Below are 15895 nucleotides of genomic sequence, written 5' to 3'. Positions count from 1 at the left end.
AAGCCCGGCTCAGGCCTCGCGCAAGACCCGCGGCACCTTGAACTCGACATTCTCGCGCGCCGTCTCGACCATCTCGACCGTCACGTCGTAGCGTTCGCGAAAGGCCGCGACCACCTCGTCCACCAGCACCTCGGGGGCCGAGGCACCGGCGGTCACGCCCACCGCCCGCGCGCCTTCGATGGCGCGCCAGTCGATCTGGTCGGCGCGCATCACCAGCTGGGAATAGGCGCAGCCGGCGGCGCTGCCCACCTCGACCAGCCGGCGCGAGTTGGAACTGTTCGGCGCCCCGATCACCAGAAGCGCGTCGATCTGCCCGGCGATGGCCTTGACCGAGGCCTGCCGGTTGGTCGTCGCATAGCAGATGTCCTCCTTGGCCGGCCCCCTGATGCCGGGAAACCGGGCCTGCAAGGCGGCCACGATGGCGGCGGTGTCGTCGACCGACAGCGTGGTCTGGGTGATGAAGGCCAGCCGCGAAGGATCGCGCGGCTCGATCCCGGCCACGTCCTCGACCGTCTCGACCAGCAGCACCTCGCCCTCGGGCAATTGCCCCATGGTGCCCAGCACCTCGGGGTGGCCGGCATGGCCGATCATCACCATCTGCAGGCCCTCGGCGTGGTGGCGCTCGGCCTCGACATGGACCTTGCTGACCAGGGGGCAGGTGGCGTCGACGAAGACCATCTCGCGCCGCCGCGCCTCGGCCGGCACCGCCTTGGGCACGCCATGGGCGGAAAAGATCACCGGCCGGTCGTCCGGGCATTCGTCCAGCTCCTCGACGAAGACCGCGCCCTTGTCGCGCAGGCTGTCGACGACGAACTTGTTATGCACGATCTCGTGGCGGACATAGACCGGCGCGCCCCATTTCTGCAGCGCCATCTCGACGATCTTGATGGCGCGGTCGACGCCGGCGCAAAAGCCGCGCGGCGCGGCCAGGTAAAGGATCAGGGGCGGTTTCTTGTCCATGGGCTTCACCTAACCCCGGCAGGGGCGCCTCGCAAGGGATCAGGCGCCCTCGAAGCTGGTCAGGGCATGGACCTCGTGGCCCAGCCCCTCCAGCAGCGCCCGCCCGCCCAGCTCGGGCAGCTCGATCACGAAGGCGCAGCCCACGACCTCGGCTCCCAGCCGCTCGCAAAGCGAGATCCCGGCCGCCGCGGTGCCGCCGGTGGCCAGCAGGTCGTCCACGATCAGCACCCGTTCGCCGGGGCGAAGCGCGTCGTCGTGGATCTCCATCACCGCCTCGCCATATTCCAGCGCATAGGCCTGGCTGATGACGGCGCCGGGCAGCTTGCCCTTCTTGCGGATCGGCACGAAGCCCACGGAAAGCTGATGCGCCACCGCGCCGCCCAGGATGAAGCCGCGCGCCTCGAGCCCGACCACCTTGTCGATGGCCTCGCCGGCATAGGCGGCCAGAAGCTGGTCCACCGCCATGCGAAAGCCGCGCGCATCGGCAAAAAGCGTGGTCACGTCGCGAAACAGGATGCCCTCATGCGGGAAATCGACGATGGTGCGGATATAGTCGCGCACCGTCCGGGTGTCGCGGCGGCGCTTTTCGGGCCGGTTCTCCATCAGGGGCGCTCCATCTCGAAGGTCTGGGTGGTGATGGTGTAGTCCTTGTAGCCCATGCGCGACAGCCAGCCGGTGGCGCGCAGGTCGAAGCGGCCGTCCTTCAGGCAATCCTCGCGCAGGTGGATGCCGGTGACGACGCCCAGCACCATGTAGTTCGCCTCGCCCGCCAGCCGCAGGATGCGGGTCGCGCGGCATTCCAGCGCCGCGGCGGCGCCGGCCACGCGCGGGCAGTCGATGCTCTCGCATTCGGCGGGCTCGATGCCGGCGGCCTGGAATTCGTTCACCCCGGCGGGCAGGGCGGCGGAACTGGCGTTGACCTGGTCCTTCAGCGGCCCGTCGGCGATGTTGACGCAGAAGACGCGCGACTCGGCGATCTGGGCCACGCTGTCCTTGGTCCCGTTCCGGTCCGGCTTGGCCGCGGTCGAGGCGAACATGACCTGCGGCGGCACATAGGCGGTCAGGTTGAAGAAGGAATAGGGCGCCAGGTTGTCGCCCTGCCGCCCGCGGGTCGAGATCCAGCCGATCGGCCGCGGCGCGACGATGGCGTTCAGCGGATTGTGCGGCAGCCCGTGGCCGTCCTGGGGTCGGTAGAACATGGCGTGCCTCGCTGGTCGCTCAGTGATGCGGGGCCCAGAAGTGACCCCATGCGCGCGGCGCGTCAAGCGTTCTTGCCGCCTTGCCCGCCCGCCCCCGCCCGCCCTTGCGACAGTCCGGCGAATTTTGCCGCCCCGGTCCCGCAGGCGGTTTTCGCGGCCGCGCCTGCATGTTACGCGGTCCCTGCGCCGCGCCCAGACCACCCGAATCCCGACCCCAGCACCGGAGGCAGGATGTACGAACTTTGCCCCGAAACCCCCGCCGACGCGCCCGAGGTCGAGGCGCTTCTGGACCTGTGCTTTGCGCCGGGGCGCACGGCGCTGTCTTCCTATCGGCTGCGCGAGGGGGTGGCGCCGGTCGGGCCGCTGTGCCTGATGCTGCGCGACGATTTCGGCGCGCTGATGGGCGCGATCCGCTATTGGCCGGTGCGCGTGGCCGGGCGGCCGGTGCTGCTGCTGGGCCCGGTCGCCGTGCATCCGACGACGCAGGGCGAGGGGCTGGGCGCGCTTCTGATGCGCGAAAGCCTGACCCGCGCGGCCGAGATGGGCTGGCAGCGGGTGATGCTGGTCGGCGATCTGCCCTATTATCAACGCTTTGGCTTCTGGAAGCTCGAAGATGTCGAGATGCCGCCGCCCACCAACCCCGACCGCGTGCTGGGGCTGGAGCTGGTGCCCGGCGCCTGGGCGGGCGTCACCGGCCTGGTCGAGCGCGAGACCGGCGAATCCGCGCCCGGCCAGCGCGAGATGCGCCGCGAGGGCTGCACCCAGGTCGCGCCGCCCGATCACTCGGCATAGAGGAAATCCTGCGGGTGATTGGCCAGGCTGCCGGTCAGCGCGGCATAAAGGATGGTGCGGCCGTCGATGGTCTCGGGCCCGCCGGCCATGCCGAGCCAGGTCAGCAGCTCCGCCCCCTCGCCATCGCGCACCGAAAGCACGCCATAGGCCGTGCCGCCGGCGGGCGCGTAAAGCACCGCGAACTGGTTTTCGCCGCAGTCGTGCTGCTTGCAGGCGGTCATGGCCAGGTATTCCCGGCCGCCGAAGGCGACCTTCTGGCTGGGCGAGATCACCGCGCCCTCGCGCAGCCATTCGGGCATCTGGTGGCCCTCGGCCATCTTCTCGACCGCCGCGGTCAGGCCCTGGTCCTTGCCCAGATCGGCCAGCGTCAGCCCCGTCTCGGGCGCCGCGGCCTGGGCGGTCGCCTGCTCTGCCGGTTGCTCGACCGTCGCTTGCGCGCCCGTGTCTTGCGTTCCCGTCTCCTGCGTCCCGCTTTCCTGCGCCAGGGCGGCGGGCCCCAGCATCAGCGCGGCGGTCAGGGTCAGGGCCGGGATCGTGCGGCGGATGTTCATGGCGGTCTTCCTTGTCCTTGTTCTTGCGTCGTTCTTGCGTCCCGTCCTTCCGGCGGCGGGCTGCCGATTCGCCACAGGAACCCGCGGCACGGGTTGCGGGTTCCTTTGCCAGTGCCCAGTTCTAGCACAGCCATGACATCGCAGGGTATCCACAGGATGACCGAACAAAGCCAGATCCCCGTCCGCCAAACCGTCCTGCCGCCGATCGACGACCCGACCGTGCATGCGGCGATCGACCGGCTGGCGCGGCGCTATCTCCAGGCGGGCGGCGTGGCGATGGAACTGCTGACCGCCATCGGCGGCAAGGCCGAGGGGTTGCTGGAACGCCTTCCGGCCCCGGTGCGCGGGCGCATGGACCGGCTTACGCTGGCGGCGCTGAACCGCGCCTTCGACGCCGCCTCGCGGTCGCGCGGGGTGCTGCGGGACCGGGGCGACCTGTTCAACCGCCTGCTCTCGACCACCTCGGGCGCGGTGGGCGGGCTGGCCGGGATCGGCGGCGCGGCGCTGGAGCTGCCGGTGACGGTAACGCTGCTCTTGCGCGCGATCATGGACATCGCCGCCGAGCATGGCTTCGACCCGGTCTCGGACGAGGCCCGGCGCGAGGCGCTGCATGTCTTTGCCTCGGCCGGGCCGCTTTCGGATGACGACGGCACCGACCTGGGGCTGCTGGCCGCGCGGATGACCATTACAGGCCAGACCGTGCAGGCGCTGATCGCGCGGGTGGCGCCGCGGCTGTCCGCCTCGCTGGCGCAGAAGCTGGCGGCGCAGGCCGTGCCGGTGCTGGGCGCGCTTGCCGGGGCCTCGATCAACTACAGTTTCACCCGCTACTACCAGGAACTGGCGCGGGTGCATTTCGGCCTGCTGCGGCTGTCGCAGGAAACCGGCATCCCGCGCGAGGCGCTGGCCGAGGCGCTGGAGTTGCGCATGATCCAGCTGCGCCCGAACACGGCGGCGCGCAAGCTGTCGCGGCGCGCCTAGGCCTCGGGCTCGGCGGCCAGTTCCAGCACCGCGGCCGGCGCCTCAAGGTGCTCGATGCCCAGCGGCGCCGAGGGCCGGGCGAGGCGCGATTTCACCACCCAATGCAGCCGCTCCTGCGCGCGGGTGATGGCGACATAGGCCAGCCGCTTCCACAGCGCGATGCCGGCTTCCGAGCGGCCCGACCAGGCGGCGGCGGCGATGTCGGGGGCAAAGACCTGCACGTCGGGCCATTGGCTGCCCTGCGCCTTGTGGATCGTCACCGCCGCGCCATGCAGGAAGGTCGCGCCCATGCGGGCGGCAAAGGGGATGAAGGGCTCCTCGACATCCGGGATCTCGATCTTGACGATGCTGGCGGCGGAAAGCCGTGGCTCCTCGGCGCCCACGACATGCAGGCGCGAGAAGCCGGGCTTGCGCCCCGGTCCCAGATAGACCACCTGCGCCCCCTTGATCAGCCCGCGCGCCTCCAGGTCGATGCGCTTCTTGCGGTGCTTCAAGGGCAGTTCCAGCCCGTCGCAGATCAGGGGCTCGCCCGGCAGCAGCGCATCGCCCGGCGCGCCATAGGCCGAGCGAAAGGCCTGGATCAGCTTGATGCGGGTGATGTTGCGCCAGACCAGGACCGGGCTTTGCGCCATCAGGTCGGATTCGACCCGCTCGGCCCAGGTCACGCGCGGATCGCGGGCGGCGGCCTCGCGGATCATGCGTTCGAAGGCGTCGAACTCCAGCCTGGGATCGGCCAGCGCATGGGCGAGGTCCAGGATCGGGCTGTCGCCCTCCTGGCGGTGGATGCGGCTCAGCATCAGCCGCTGCGAGGCCGCGAGCCGATCAAAGACCATCTCGCCCGATTGCCCGACCGGGGCCAGCTGCGCCGGATCGCCGAACAGGATCAGAAGGGGAAAGATCTCGCGCAGGTCTTCGAACTGGCGCTCGTCCAGCATCGAGGCCTCGTCGACCAGCCCGATGTCCAGCCCGTCCTCGCGCCGCTTCCAGCCGCGGATGAAGTCCGAGCCGCGCAGGCCGGCCGCGGCCAGGGCGCCGGGGATTGAGGCATGCTGGTCGTAGAAGGCCTTGGCCCGGTCCAGCGCCGCCTCGGTCAGCCCCTCCATCAACCCTTCGACGGAAGGGCGCTCGCCCACGCCGGTCAGCCAGTCGGCGATGCGCTCGTATTCCGGGTCGTAGACCGGGGTATAGAGGATGCGGTGGATGGTGGTCGCCGGCACGCCGCGCATGCGCAGCACGAAGGCCGCCTTGTTGGTGGGGGCCAGGATGGCGACGGTGCGGCGGTCCTTGCGCTTCTTGCCCTCGTAATCGCCCGAGACGACATCGACCCCGGCCGCCTTCAGCGCCTTGGTCAGCTCGGCAAGCAGCAGGGTCTTGCCCGAGCCGGCCTTGCCGATCACCGCCATGACCCGGCCCTTGCCGGGCTTCGGCGGCGCGATCTCTTCCGAGACGAGGTCGATGCCGGACTCCTCGAGCGCGGCGGCAAGCGCATCCCAGGCTTCGGCCTGATCGGGGGAAAGGGCGGGCAGGGTCATGCGCCCTTGTTAGCCCGCGGCGCGAGGGGCGGAAAGGCCGATCCGGTGGCGCCGCCGCGATTTGGGTATTTGTGCAACGAAGAAGAAGCCGGGTGCGGCCCCGATCTTCTCTGTTCTCCAAATACCCATGCGGGGCGCGCGCGCGTTCGTCATGCGCAGGGGTCTTTCGGGGCGCAGGCGGGCGGGCTTATCCGTGGCTTGCCGCGATCAGCGCGGCGACGCCCAGCACGATCAGCGCCATGCCCGCCATCTGCCGCCCCGAGATGCCTTCGCGGAACAGCCGGCCCGAGACGAGCTGCGCCATCACCACCTCGACCAGGGCCAGCGTGCGGACATTGGCCGCCGCGGTCAGCGCGAAGCCCAGGAACCAGAACAGCGAGGCCAGCGCCCCCAGGGCGCCCGCGCCCAGCGAGCCGCGCCAGTGCCGGGCGATGCCCGCCAGCGCCCTGCGGTCGGCGGCGCCCAGCCAGGCCAGCATGATCGCGCTTTGCAGCGCCAGGCTGAGCAGCAGGACGGTCGCGGCCCGCACCGGCTCGGCGCCGAAGGGCAGGGCGAGGATCGCGCCGCGAAAGCCGATGGCCGAGAGGCCGAAGAGCGCCCCGGCCGCGATGCCCAGGCCGCCCGCGCGCCAGCCGCCGCGCCGCCAGTCGGCCCCCGACATCAGCACCACGCCCAGCGTGGCCGTGGCGATCGCCGCCATGCGCACCGGGCCCAGCGGCTCGGCCAGCAGCAGGGCGCCGATCAGCGCCAGCGTCACCGGCTCGGTCTTGATCAGCGCTGTGGTGACGCCGAAGCCGCGGCTTTCCATCGTCAGCAGCATCAGCGCGGTGGCGGCGATCTGCGAGCTTGCCCCCAGCGCCGCCCAGCCCAGCACCGCCGCATCGGGCATGGGGACCGGCACCAGCACCGCCATGCCGGCCAGGGCCAGCGCAGCAAAGGGCAGGCCGAAGAGAAAGCGCACCGCGGTCGCGCCCATGGTGCCGAGTTCCGCGGTCAGCCGCCGCTGCGCCGCGTTGCGCCCGGTCTGGGCCGCGGCGGCGATCAGCGTGGCGAGGATCCAGCTCAAGCCCCGGCCTCGCCCATCAGCCCCGGATCGCCTCCAGCATCCGCGTGACGTTCTCGGGGTCGGCCTCGGGGGTGATGCCGTGGCCGAGGTTGAAGATATGCGGCCCCTGCGAGAAGGCCCGCACGATCCGGCGCGTCTCGGCCACCAGGGCGTCGCCGCCCGTCACCAGCAGGCGCGGGTCCAGGTTGCCCTGCACGCAGCCGTCCTTCTGCACCTCGGCCGCCGCCCAGTCGGCGCTGACCGAATTGTCCAGCGCCACGCAATCGGCGCCGGTGGCGCGGGCAAAGCCCGCATAGCGCGGCCCGGCCTCGCGCGGGAAGGCGATGACCGGGATGCCGGGATGGCGCGATTTCAGCGCGGCGATGATCCGGCGCGCGGGCTCGACCGCGAAATCGTCGAAGTCCCGGCCCTTGAGCGAGCCGGCCCAGCTGTCGAAGAGCTTGACCACCTCGGCCCCGGCCTCGATCTGGGCCGAGAGATAGTCGATGGTCGCCTCGGTGATGCGGTCGATCAGCGCGGTGAAGGCGGCGCGGTCCTCGGCCTTGAAGGCATGTGCCGGGGCCTGGTCGGGGGTGCCGCGGCCGGCGACCATGTAGGTCGCGACGGTCCAGGGCGCGCCGGCAAAGCCGATCAGCGTGGTCTCGCGCGGCAGTTCGCGCGCGAGGATGCGCACGGTTTCATAGACCGGCGCCAGCGTGTCGTGGATCGCCCCGGTCGGCTTCAGCGCCGCGACCCCGGCGGCGGTGATGACGGTGGAAAGCCGCGGCCCCTCGCCGGTCACGAACCACAGGTCGAGCCCCAGCGCCTGCGGCAAAAGCAGGATGTCGGCAAAGAGAATCGCCGCGTCGAAACCATAGCGGCGGATCGGTTGCAGCGTGACCTCGGCCGCCAGGTCGGGGGTGTAGCACAGCGACAAAAAGTCGCCGGCCTGGGCGCGGGTGGCGCGGTATTCCGGCAGGTAGCGGCCGGCCTGGCGCATCATCCAGACGGGCGGAACGGGCAAACGCTCGCCCTTGAGCGCGCGCAGGATGGTTTTTTCGGACATAATTCACCTCTCGCCCCCTTCATGGCGCGCGCGTCCCCGTTGTCAAGGCCGAGGGGGGGCGCTAAGCCCTGTGCCATGACCCAGATGCCCGACCCCCAGAACCCCATCCGCATCGGCACCCGTGGCTCGGCCCTGGCGCTGGCGCAGGCGCATGAAACCCGTGACCGGCTGATGGCTGCGCATGGCCTTGCGGCCGACGCCTTTCAGATCGTGGTGATCAAGACCACCGGCGACCGCGTGCTGGACCGCCCGCTGAAGGAGATCGGCGGCAAGGGCCTGTTCACCCGCGAGATCGAGGATGCGCTGCTGGCGCAGCAGATCGACATCGCCGTGCATTCCATGAAGGACATGCCGACGCTGCAACCCGACGGGCTGGTGATCGACTGCTACCTGCCGCGCGAGGATGTGCGCGACGCCTTCGTCAGCGCGCAGTTCGCGGCGATTTCCGAGCTTCCCCAAGGGGCTGTCGTCGGTTCCTCAAGCCTGCGGCGGCGGGCGCAGCTGGCGGCACGGCGGCCCGACCTGAAGCTGGTGGAGTTTCGAGGAAACGTGCAGACTCGCCTGAAAAAACTTGAGGAAGGCGTCGCCGTGGCGACCTTCCTGGCCATGGCGGGGCTGACGCGGCTGGGGATGCTGCATGTGGCGCGCGGCGCGGTCGCGCCCGACGAGATGCTGCCGGCCGTGGCGCAGGGCTGCATCGGCGTCGAGCGGCGCAGCGATGACGCGCGTCTCGCCGCGATGCTGGGCGCGATCTCGGACCGCGACAGCGCGCTGCGGGTGACGGCCGAGCGCGCCTTCCTGGCGCGGCTGGACGGTTCCTGCCAGACGCCCATCGCCGGGCTGGCGGAACTCGATGGCGACCGGCTGCGGCTGCGCGGCGAGATCCTGCGCCCCGACGGCAGCGAGGTGATCGCCGGCGAGCGCATCGGGCCGGCCGCGGACGGCGCGGCCATGGGCACCGACCTGGCCGAGGAATTGCGCGGTCGCGCGCCTGCCGATTTCTTCGACTGGTCCTAGAGCGCCAGGGCCAGCGCCAGGCCCAGCCCCAGCAGCGCCATTGCCCGGCGATACAGCGCCAGCCCGCGCAGCAGGTCCGCCGCGCCGGGGTCGCGGGCGCCCGTGTTCAGCCAGGGTTCGAGGCTTTCCACGCCGTGATAGCGGCGCGGGCCCGACAGGCGCACGTCCAGCGCGCCGGCCATGGCACCCTCGGGCCAGCCGGCATTGGGCGAGCGGTGGCGGCGCGCGTCGCGGCGCATCACCCGCCAGGCCCGCCGCGACCCCGCCGCCGCGACAAAGAGCAGCCCGGTCAGGCGCGAGGCCGGCAGGTTCACCAGGTCGTCCAGCCGCGCCGCCACCCGCCCGAACAGCGCGTGACGCGGGCTCATGTGGCCGATCATCGAATCGAGCGTGTTGATCGCCTTGTAGGCGGCGATCCCCGGCAGCCCGGCCACCGCCGCCCAGAACAGGGGCGCGACCACACCGTCCGAGGCGTTCTCGGCCAGGCTTTCCAGCGCGGCGCGGGCGATGGGCTCGGGCCGGTCGTCGAGGTCGCGGCCGACGATCATCGCCACCGCCGCCCTGGCCGCCGGAACATCCCCGGCGGTCAGGGGGCGGGCCACGGCGGCGACGTGATCGTGCAGCGAACGGGTGGCGACCAGCGGCCAGGCCAGCACGCCCAGAATCACCGGGCCGAAGGGCAGCCCCGCCAGGGCCCAGGTCAGCAGCAGCGCCGGGATCACCGCCGCGCCCAGCGTCACCGCCACCGCCAGCGCGCCGCGGGCGATGCGGTGCCGGCCGCGGTTCCAGCGCGCATCCAGCGCCGAGATCAGCCGGCCGATCCACACCACCGGATGCGAGATGCGGCGATAGAGCGCATCGGGCCAGCCGATCAGCGCATCGACCAGCAGGGCGGTCAGGGCGATGGTCAAGGTCTCGGGCGTCATGGCGCGACCCGGTTGACGGCCTCGACGGCCCAGCCGGCCGGGCTGCGCGACAGGATGGTCAGCGACAGCGGCGCCACCGAGAATGACAGCGCCGCCGGACCGATCGCCAGGGCCAGCGCAGCGCGCACCGTGCCGGCATGGGCGACGATGGCCACCGTGCCGCGGGCCTGCTCCAGCAGCGGCTGCACCCGCGCCGCCATGTCGAGGAAGCTTTCGCCCCCCGGCGGGCGCTGGCGGGCCAGCGCCTCGGGCGGCAGCGGGCCCAGGTCGGGGATCATGGCGCCGGGCTCCTCCCAGGCGCCGAAATCCTGCTCCCACAGGCCGGGATGCCATTCGGGGGCCAGGTCCAGCGCCGCGCAGGTCTGCCGGCAGCGCAGGGCGGGGCTGGACCAATGCTTGCCCGCGCCGCGCAAGGCCGCGCGCGCCCAGTCGAGCGCGGCGCGGTCGCTGCAATCCGCCGCCACATCGCGCCGCCCGGCCAGCCCCGGCCCGGCCAGCGGCGCATGGCGCAGGATCAGCAGCCGTGCGGCGGTATCGAAAGGCGGGCTCATCGGGCATCCTTGCGGCTGGGCGCGGCAGGAATGGCGCGGGGACGCGGGCTTGTCAACGAAGCCCCGGCCGGCGCAGGATCGGCGGCAAGAAGAGGTGCCGCGACAGCAGGCTTGACGCCGGCCCGGTTCCGGCGGCATAAACCAGTTAAATGAACACTCGTTCAATAAACGGAGGAGATGGCCGATGTTCACCGCGGGAATGCAGTTCGACCTGGGCGAGGACGTGAACGCGCTGCGCGAGACCGTCCATCGCTGGGCGCAGGAGCGGGTGAGGCCCATCGCGGCCGAGGTGGACCGCAAGAACGCCTTCCCGAACGAGCTGTGGCGCGAGATGGGCGACCTGGGCCTGCTGGGCATCACCGTGTCCGAGGAATTCGGCGGCAGCGGCATGGGCTATCTGGCGCATGTCATCGCGACCGAAGAGATCGCCCGCGCCTCGGCCTCGGTCAGCCTGTCCTATGGCGCGCATTCGAACCTTTGCGTGAACCAGATCAAGCTGAACGGCACCGACGAGCAGCGGCGGAAATACCTGCCCGACCTGTGTTCGGGCCGTGCCGTGGGCGCGCTGGCCATGTCCGAGGAGGGCGCGGGCAGCGATGTCGTCGGCATGAAGCTGCGCGCCGAAAAGCGCAACGACCGCTATGTGCTGAACGGCAGCAAATACTGGATCACCAACGCGCCCGACGCCGATACGCTGGTGGTCTATGCCAAGACCGACCCCGAGGCGGGCAGCCGCGGCATCACCGCCTTCATCGTCGAGCGCGGCATGAAGGGCTTCTCGAGCAGCCCGCATTTCGACAAGCTGGGCATGCGCGGCTCGAACACCGGCGAGCTGATCTTCGAGGATTGCGAAGTGCCCTTCGAGAACGTGCTGGGCGCCGAGGGCAAGGGCGTGCGCGTGCTGATGTCGGGCCTCGACTACGAGCGGCTGGTGCTGTCGGGCATCGGCACCGGCATCATGGCGGCCTGCCTCGACGAGGTCATGCCCTATGTCAAGGAACGCAAGCAGTTCGGCCAGCCCATCGGGTCGTTCCAGCTGATGCAGGGCAAGATCGCCGACATGTATGTCGCGCTGAACACGGCGCGCGCCTATGTCTACGAGGTGGCGCGCAGCTGCGATGCCGGCCGCGTCACCCGCCAGGACGCCGCGGGCGCGGTGCTTTACGCCAGCGAGCAGGCCATGGTGCAGGCGCATCAGGCCGTGCAGGCGCTGGGGGGCGCGGGCTTCCTGAACGATTCGGTCGTCAGCCGGCTGTTCCGCGACGCCAAGCTGATGGAGATCGGCGCCGGAACCTCCGAGATCCGCCGGATGCTGATCGGCCGCCAGCTGATGGAGATCGCCTGATGCGCGCGCTGGCGCTGTTCCTGCTGATGGCTGCGCCGGCGCTGGCCCAGGACGGGCCCGGCTATGGCGGCAAGCCGCTTGCCGCCTGCCTCGACCGCATGGCCGGCGAAGGGGGCGACCGGCGCAGCTGCATCGGCGCGGCCTCGGGGCCCTGCATGGACCAGCCGGGCGGCCAGACGACCGCGGGCATGGTGCAATGCCTGACGGCCGAGGCGGCGGATTGGGACCGGCTGCTCAACCGCTGGTATTCCGCGGCGATGAACCGGGCCGAGGCCATGGATGCCGGCCAGGGCGACGGCCAGGACATGGAAGAAGCGGCGCCGGTGCTGAAGCAGGCGCAGCGCAACTGGATCGCCTTTCGCGACGAAAGCTGCCGGTTCGAGGCGCTGCGCTATCAGGGCGGCACCATGCGCGGCATCGCTCATGCCGGCTGCATGATGCAGCTTTCTGCCGAACAGGCGCTGCGGCTGCGCGTCCTTGCCGAGGAGGAGGGCTGATGCGCGCGCTGGCCTTCCTGCTGCTGCTGGGCGCGCCCGCCTTGGCCGGCGATGCCTCGGGCTTCGATCCGGCGGCGATCGACCAATGCCTCGACGCGGCCGAAACCCAGGGCGCGCGGGCCGATTGCGCCGGGACGGGGATGGATGCCTGCCTGGATTACGCCCGGCAGAAATACACTGGCGACGACCCGGATTTCCCGATGGCGAACTGCCTCGACGCCTCGCACCAGGCATGGGAGGCGAAGCTGACCGCCGTCTACCAGGCGGCGCTGGAGGCCGCCGATCCGCCAGAGCCGCTGCGCCGGATGGAGCGCAGCTGGATCGCCTTTCGCGAGGCGCTGTGCGAAGGCGCCGGCGATCTGGCCCGCGCCCGCTGCATCCGCGACGAGACGGCGCGGCAGGTGGCGCTGCTCATGTCGCTGGCGGACCTGCAATGAGCGGCGGTGGGGAAAAGGGGCGCGCCCGGTGGCGGCGCCCCCGTCCAGGCCGTGACGGCGGCCTAGAATTTCATCACATAGCTGATGCCGGCGACGAGCGGATCGACCTCCACGGTGCCGATCTTGGTGCCGTTCAGCTCGACATCGGGGTCGATGTCGATCCAGCGCAGGTCGGCGCGCAGCGCGGCGCGGTCGTTGATCCAGTGATCCACGCCCAGATGCGCAGCCAGGCCCAGGCTGTTCTTGACCCGCAGATCCTGGCCGGCCAGCGGCCCCTTGGCCTCGCCGTCCCAGAAGCCGGTAAAGTTCACGCCCAGGCCGACAAAGGGCTTCCAGCGCGGATGCACGTCGAAGTGATATTGCACCGAGACCACCGGCGGCAGGTGCTTGACCGTGCCGATCTCGGTCCCGTTCGACTTGATCGAATGTTTGAGGGGCAGGGCGCCCAGCACCTCGATACCGATATTGTCGCGAATGAAATACTCAAAGGTGATGCTGGGGCGGGTGCTGTTGCCGACATCCACCGGCGTCGGCCCCGCCAGCACGCCATTGTCCGATTTCGGGTTCACATGCGCGATCCCGAAGCCAAGCGTCCAGTCGCCTTGCGATTGCGCAAGCACGGGGGAGGCAAGCGCGGCGAGTGCCGCGGCGATGGCAAGCTTGTGTCTCATGGCGATCCTCTTTTCTTGTCGCATGCTCGCTCATCGCGCCTTGTTTCGGGCTTCGACGTTGATCTGGATCAATATTTCCGCTTTTGGCCGGCCTGCGACAAACTGGCGCAGACCTCCGGCGCTTCGACCGAAAGGATGATGCGATGAAGCTTGGCACCTCGGTCCTGCCTTCCTCGGAAACCTTCCGCGCCAATCGCGCGGCGCATCTCGCCATGCTCGAGACGGTGCGCGAGGCGGCGCTGGCCGCGGCGGCGGGCGGCGGCACGAAGGCGCTGGAGCGCCATGTCGCCCGCGGCAAGATGCCCCCGCGCGAGCGGGTGGCGAACCTGCTCGATCCCGGCTCGCCCTTCCTGGAAATCGGCGCGACGGCGGCGCATGGCATGTATGACGGCGCCGCGCCCTCGGCCGGGGTGATCGCCGGCATCGGCCGGGTGCATGGGCAAGAGGTGATGGTCGTGGCCAATGACGCGACGGTCAAGGGCGGCACCTATTACCCGATGACGGTGAAAAAGCACCTGCGCGCGCAGGAGATCGCCGAGGAATGCCATCTGCCCTGCGTCTACCTGGTCGATTCCGGCGGGGCGAACCTGCCCAACCAGGACGAGGTCTTTCCCGACCGCGACCATTTCGGCCGCATCTTCTACAACCAGGCGCGCATGTCGGCCAAGGGCATCGCGCAGATCGCCGTGGTCATGGGCTCCTGCACGGCGGGCGGCGCCTATGTCCCGGCCATGTCGGACGTGACCATCATCGTCCGCAACCAGGGCACGATCTTCCTGGCCGGCCCGCCGCTGGTGCGCGCCGCCACCGGCGAGGTGGTCTCGGCCGAAGACCTGGGCGGCGGCGATGTCCACACCCGCCTTTCCGGCGTCGCCGACTACCTGGCCGAGGACGACGCCCATGCGCTGGCCATCGCCCGCCGTGCCGTCGCCAACCTGAACCGCCGCCGGCCGGAGGGCGTCGCATGGCAATCCCCCGAACCCCCGGCCCATGACCCCGAGGAAATTCTCGGCCTCGTCCCCGCCGATCTCAAGACCCCCTACGACATCCGCGAGGTGATCGCGCGCGTGGTGGACGGCTCGCGCTTCGACGAGTTCAAGGCCCGCTTCGGCGAGACGCTGGTGACGGGCTTCGCCCATCTCGAAGGCTGTCCCATCGGCATCGTGGCCAATAACGGCGTGATCTTCTCGGAGGCCGCGCAGAAGGGCGCGCATTTCATCGAGCTCTGCTCGATGCGGGGCATCCCGCTGGTCTTCCTGCAGAACGTCACCGGCTTCATGGTCGGGCGCAAATACGAGAACGAGGGCATCGCCCGGCACGGCGCCAAGATGGTGACGGCGGTGGCGACGACCAATGTGCCCAAGATCACCATGCTGGTCGGCGGCAGCTTCGGCGCCGGCAATTACGGCATGGCCGGCCGTGCCTATTCGCCGCGATTCCTCTGGACCTGGCCCAATTCGCGCATCTCGGTGATGGGCGGCGAACAGGCGGCGGGCGTGCTGGCCACCGTGCGCCGCGAGGGGATCGAGCGCCAGGGCGGCCGCTGGAGTGCCGAGGAAGAGGCCGAGTTCAAGCGCCCCACCATCGAGATGTTCGAGCGCCAGTCGCACCCGCTCTATGCCTCGGCCCGGCTCTGGGACGACGGCGTCATCGACCCCCGAAAGACCCGCGACGTGCTGGCGCTCAGCCTGCGCGCCAGCCTCAATGCGCCGATCGAGCCGACGCGCTTCGGCATCTTCAGGATGTGACGCCGATGCGCATTTCCACCCTGCAAGGCGACATCACCCGGCTCGCCATGGACGCCATCGTCAATGCCGCCAATCGCACGCTGCTGGGCGGCGGCGGCGTCGACGGCGCCATCCACCGCGCCGCCGGCCCCGAACTGCTCGCGGAATGCCGCGCCATCGGCGGCTGCCCGACCGGCGAGGCCCGCATCACCAGGGGCTACGGCCTGCCGGCCCGATACGTCATCCATGCCGTCGGCCCGGTCTGGCAAGGCGGCACGGCGGGCGAGGACGACCTGCTCGCCAGCGCCTATCGCCACAGCCTGCTTCTTGCCCAGGCCCATGACATCGCCCGCATCGCCTTCCCGGCGATCTCGACCGGCATCTACGGCTTCCCGGCCGAGCGCGCCGCCCGCATCGCGGTCGCGGCCATCCTCGACCATGCCGCCGGTCTCGAAGTGATCCTGGTCGGCTTCGACGCCGGCAGCCATGCCACGCTCCGCCAGGCGGTGGACGAGGCCCGCCGATGATTTCTCCGTTTTCCAAATACCCCACGGGGGTCCGGGGGTGTGAAACCCCCGGCCCGACCGCTGCCACAGGAGCC

At 70.6% G+C, this 15895-nt stretch carries 18 protein-coding genes; 8 read left to right on the top strand and 10 right to left on the bottom strand.

What is annotated here, in order from left to right:
* Window positions 1–9 precede the first annotated feature (9 nt).
* Genes ispH through E3U25_RS15565 form a run of 3 tightly spaced genes read right to left on the bottom strand, consistent with a single transcriptional unit; the run spans window position 10 to window position 2159 of the window.
* Window positions 10–960: a 4-hydroxy-3-methylbut-2-enyl diphosphate reductase gene (gene ispH, locus E3U25_RS15575; protein WP_036758077.1), complete on the bottom strand. Its 951-nt coding sequence runs from the start codon at window positions 958–960 to the stop codon at window positions 10–12.
* A 39-nt stretch (window positions 961–999) separates the two neighbouring features.
* Window positions 1000–1563: an adenine phosphoribosyltransferase gene (locus E3U25_RS15570; protein WP_036758075.1), complete on the bottom strand. Its 564-nt coding sequence runs from the start codon at window positions 1561–1563 to the stop codon at window positions 1000–1002.
* The gene (locus E3U25_RS15565) at window positions 1563–2159 is read right to left on the bottom strand and encodes a flavin reductase family protein (RefSeq protein WP_036758073.1); all 597 of its coding nucleotides are present in this window, start codon (window positions 2157–2159) and stop codon (window positions 1563–1565) included. The genes E3U25_RS15570 and E3U25_RS15565 overlap by 1 nt, the downstream gene beginning before the upstream one ends.
* Before the next feature lie 231 nt (window positions 2160–2390).
* On the opposite strand from E3U25_RS15565, the gene E3U25_RS15560 reads away from it, so the two are divergent.
* Entirely contained in the window at window positions 2391–2951 is a 561-nt protein-coding gene (locus tag E3U25_RS15560) for a GNAT family N-acetyltransferase (RefSeq protein ID WP_036759764.1), read from the top strand.
* Here the strand turns inward: E3U25_RS15560 and E3U25_RS15555 are convergent.
* A complete protein-coding gene (locus tag E3U25_RS15555; protein ID WP_116222249.1) occupies window positions 2939–3502 on the bottom strand; it encodes an Ivy family c-type lysozyme inhibitor in 564 nt (187 codons plus the stop codon). The two genes, E3U25_RS15560 and E3U25_RS15555, sit on opposite strands and share 13 nt — an antisense overlap.
* A 156-nt stretch (window positions 3503–3658) precedes the next feature.
* On the opposite strand from E3U25_RS15555, the gene E3U25_RS15550 reads away from it, so the two are divergent.
* Complete coding sequence (locus tag E3U25_RS15550) at window positions 3659–4480, top strand: EcsC family protein (protein ID WP_114536686.1); 822 nt, start codon at window positions 3659–3661, stop codon at window positions 4478–4480.
* Here E3U25_RS15550 and E3U25_RS15545 read toward each other — a convergent pair.
* The 3 genes from E3U25_RS15545 to hemE form a co-directional block, all read right to left on the bottom strand.
* On the bottom strand, window positions 4477–6012 hold the full coding sequence (locus E3U25_RS15545; RefSeq protein WP_036759760.1) for an ATP-dependent DNA helicase: 1536 nt from the start codon (window positions 6010–6012) through the stop codon (window positions 4477–4479). The genes E3U25_RS15550 and E3U25_RS15545 overlap by 4 nt on opposite strands.
* Before the next feature lie 187 nt (window positions 6013–6199).
* Complete coding sequence (locus E3U25_RS15540; protein WP_116222250.1) at window positions 6200–7078, bottom strand: EamA family transporter; 879 nt, start codon at window positions 7076–7078, stop codon at window positions 6200–6202.
* 16 nt (window positions 7079–7094) lie between these two features.
* The gene (gene hemE / locus E3U25_RS15535; RefSeq protein WP_116222251.1) at window positions 7095–8123 is read right to left on the bottom strand and encodes a uroporphyrinogen decarboxylase; all 1029 of its coding nucleotides are present in this window, start codon (window positions 8121–8123) and stop codon (window positions 7095–7097) included.
* 75 nt (window positions 8124–8198) lie between these two features.
* Between hemE and hemC the strand changes: the two genes are divergently transcribed.
* Window positions 8199–9140 (top strand): hydroxymethylbilane synthase, encoded by a 942-nt coding sequence (gene hemC, locus E3U25_RS15530; protein WP_181180870.1) that lies wholly within the window; start codon window positions 8199–8201, stop codon window positions 9138–9140.
* Here hemC and cbiB read toward each other — a convergent pair.
* Window positions 9137–10066, bottom strand: coding sequence for an adenosylcobinamide-phosphate synthase CbiB (gene cbiB, locus E3U25_RS15525; protein ID WP_116222252.1), 930 nt, complete (start codon window positions 10064–10066; stop codon window positions 9137–9139). The two genes, hemC and cbiB, sit on opposite strands and share 4 nt — an antisense overlap.
* Complete coding sequence (locus E3U25_RS15520; protein WP_116222253.1) at window positions 10063–10617, bottom strand: histidine phosphatase family protein; 555 nt, start codon at window positions 10615–10617, stop codon at window positions 10063–10065. The genes cbiB and E3U25_RS15520 overlap by 4 nt, the downstream gene beginning before the upstream one ends.
* Window positions 10618–10801: 184 nt before the next feature.
* Here E3U25_RS15520 and E3U25_RS15515 point away from each other — a divergent pair, with 184 nt between their 5' ends.
* The 3 genes from E3U25_RS15515 to E3U25_RS15505 are packed head-to-tail and all read left to right on the top strand — an operon-like array spanning window position 10802 to window position 12896.
* Window positions 10802–11962, top strand: a complete 1161-nt coding sequence (locus E3U25_RS15515; protein WP_072462004.1) for an isovaleryl-CoA dehydrogenase — start codon at window positions 10802–10804, stop codon at window positions 11960–11962.
* Entirely contained in the window at window positions 11962–12459 is a 498-nt protein-coding gene (locus E3U25_RS15510; protein WP_116222254.1) for a lysozyme inhibitor LprI family protein, read from the top strand. The genes E3U25_RS15515 and E3U25_RS15510 overlap by 1 nt, the downstream gene beginning before the upstream one ends.
* Window positions 12459–12896 (top strand): lysozyme inhibitor LprI family protein, encoded by a 438-nt coding sequence (locus tag E3U25_RS15505; protein ID WP_072462002.1) that lies wholly within the window; start codon window positions 12459–12461, stop codon window positions 12894–12896. The genes E3U25_RS15510 and E3U25_RS15505 overlap by 1 nt, the downstream gene beginning before the upstream one ends.
* 62 nt (window positions 12897–12958) lie before the next feature.
* Here E3U25_RS15505 and E3U25_RS15500 read toward each other — a convergent pair whose 3' ends face one another.
* The gene (locus tag E3U25_RS15500; protein WP_116222255.1) at window positions 12959–13567 is read right to left on the bottom strand and encodes an OmpW/AlkL family protein; all 609 of its coding nucleotides are present in this window, start codon (window positions 13565–13567) and stop codon (window positions 12959–12961) included.
* Window positions 13568–13710: 143 nt separating this feature from the next.
* Here E3U25_RS15500 and E3U25_RS15495 point away from each other — a divergent pair, with 143 nt between their 5' ends.
* Together E3U25_RS15495 and E3U25_RS15490 are read left to right on the top strand one after the other, a co-directional pair.
* Window positions 13711–15315, top strand: coding sequence for a carboxyl transferase domain-containing protein (locus tag E3U25_RS15495; RefSeq protein WP_116222256.1), 1605 nt, complete (start codon window positions 13711–13713; stop codon window positions 15313–15315).
* Between the two features lie 5 nt (window positions 15316–15320).
* On the top strand, window positions 15321–15821 hold the full coding sequence (locus tag E3U25_RS15490) for an O-acetyl-ADP-ribose deacetylase (protein ID WP_036759738.1): 501 nt from the start codon (window positions 15321–15323) through the stop codon (window positions 15819–15821).
* Window positions 15822–15895: the final 74 nt, after the last annotated feature.

Origin of the sequence: Paracoccus versutus (assembly GCF_029909795.1) — a bacterium.
Classification (GTDB): domain Bacteria; phylum Pseudomonadota; class Alphaproteobacteria; order Rhodobacterales; family Rhodobacteraceae; genus Paracoccus; species Paracoccus versutus.
This window is presented reverse-complemented; position numbering and strand designations above follow the sequence as displayed.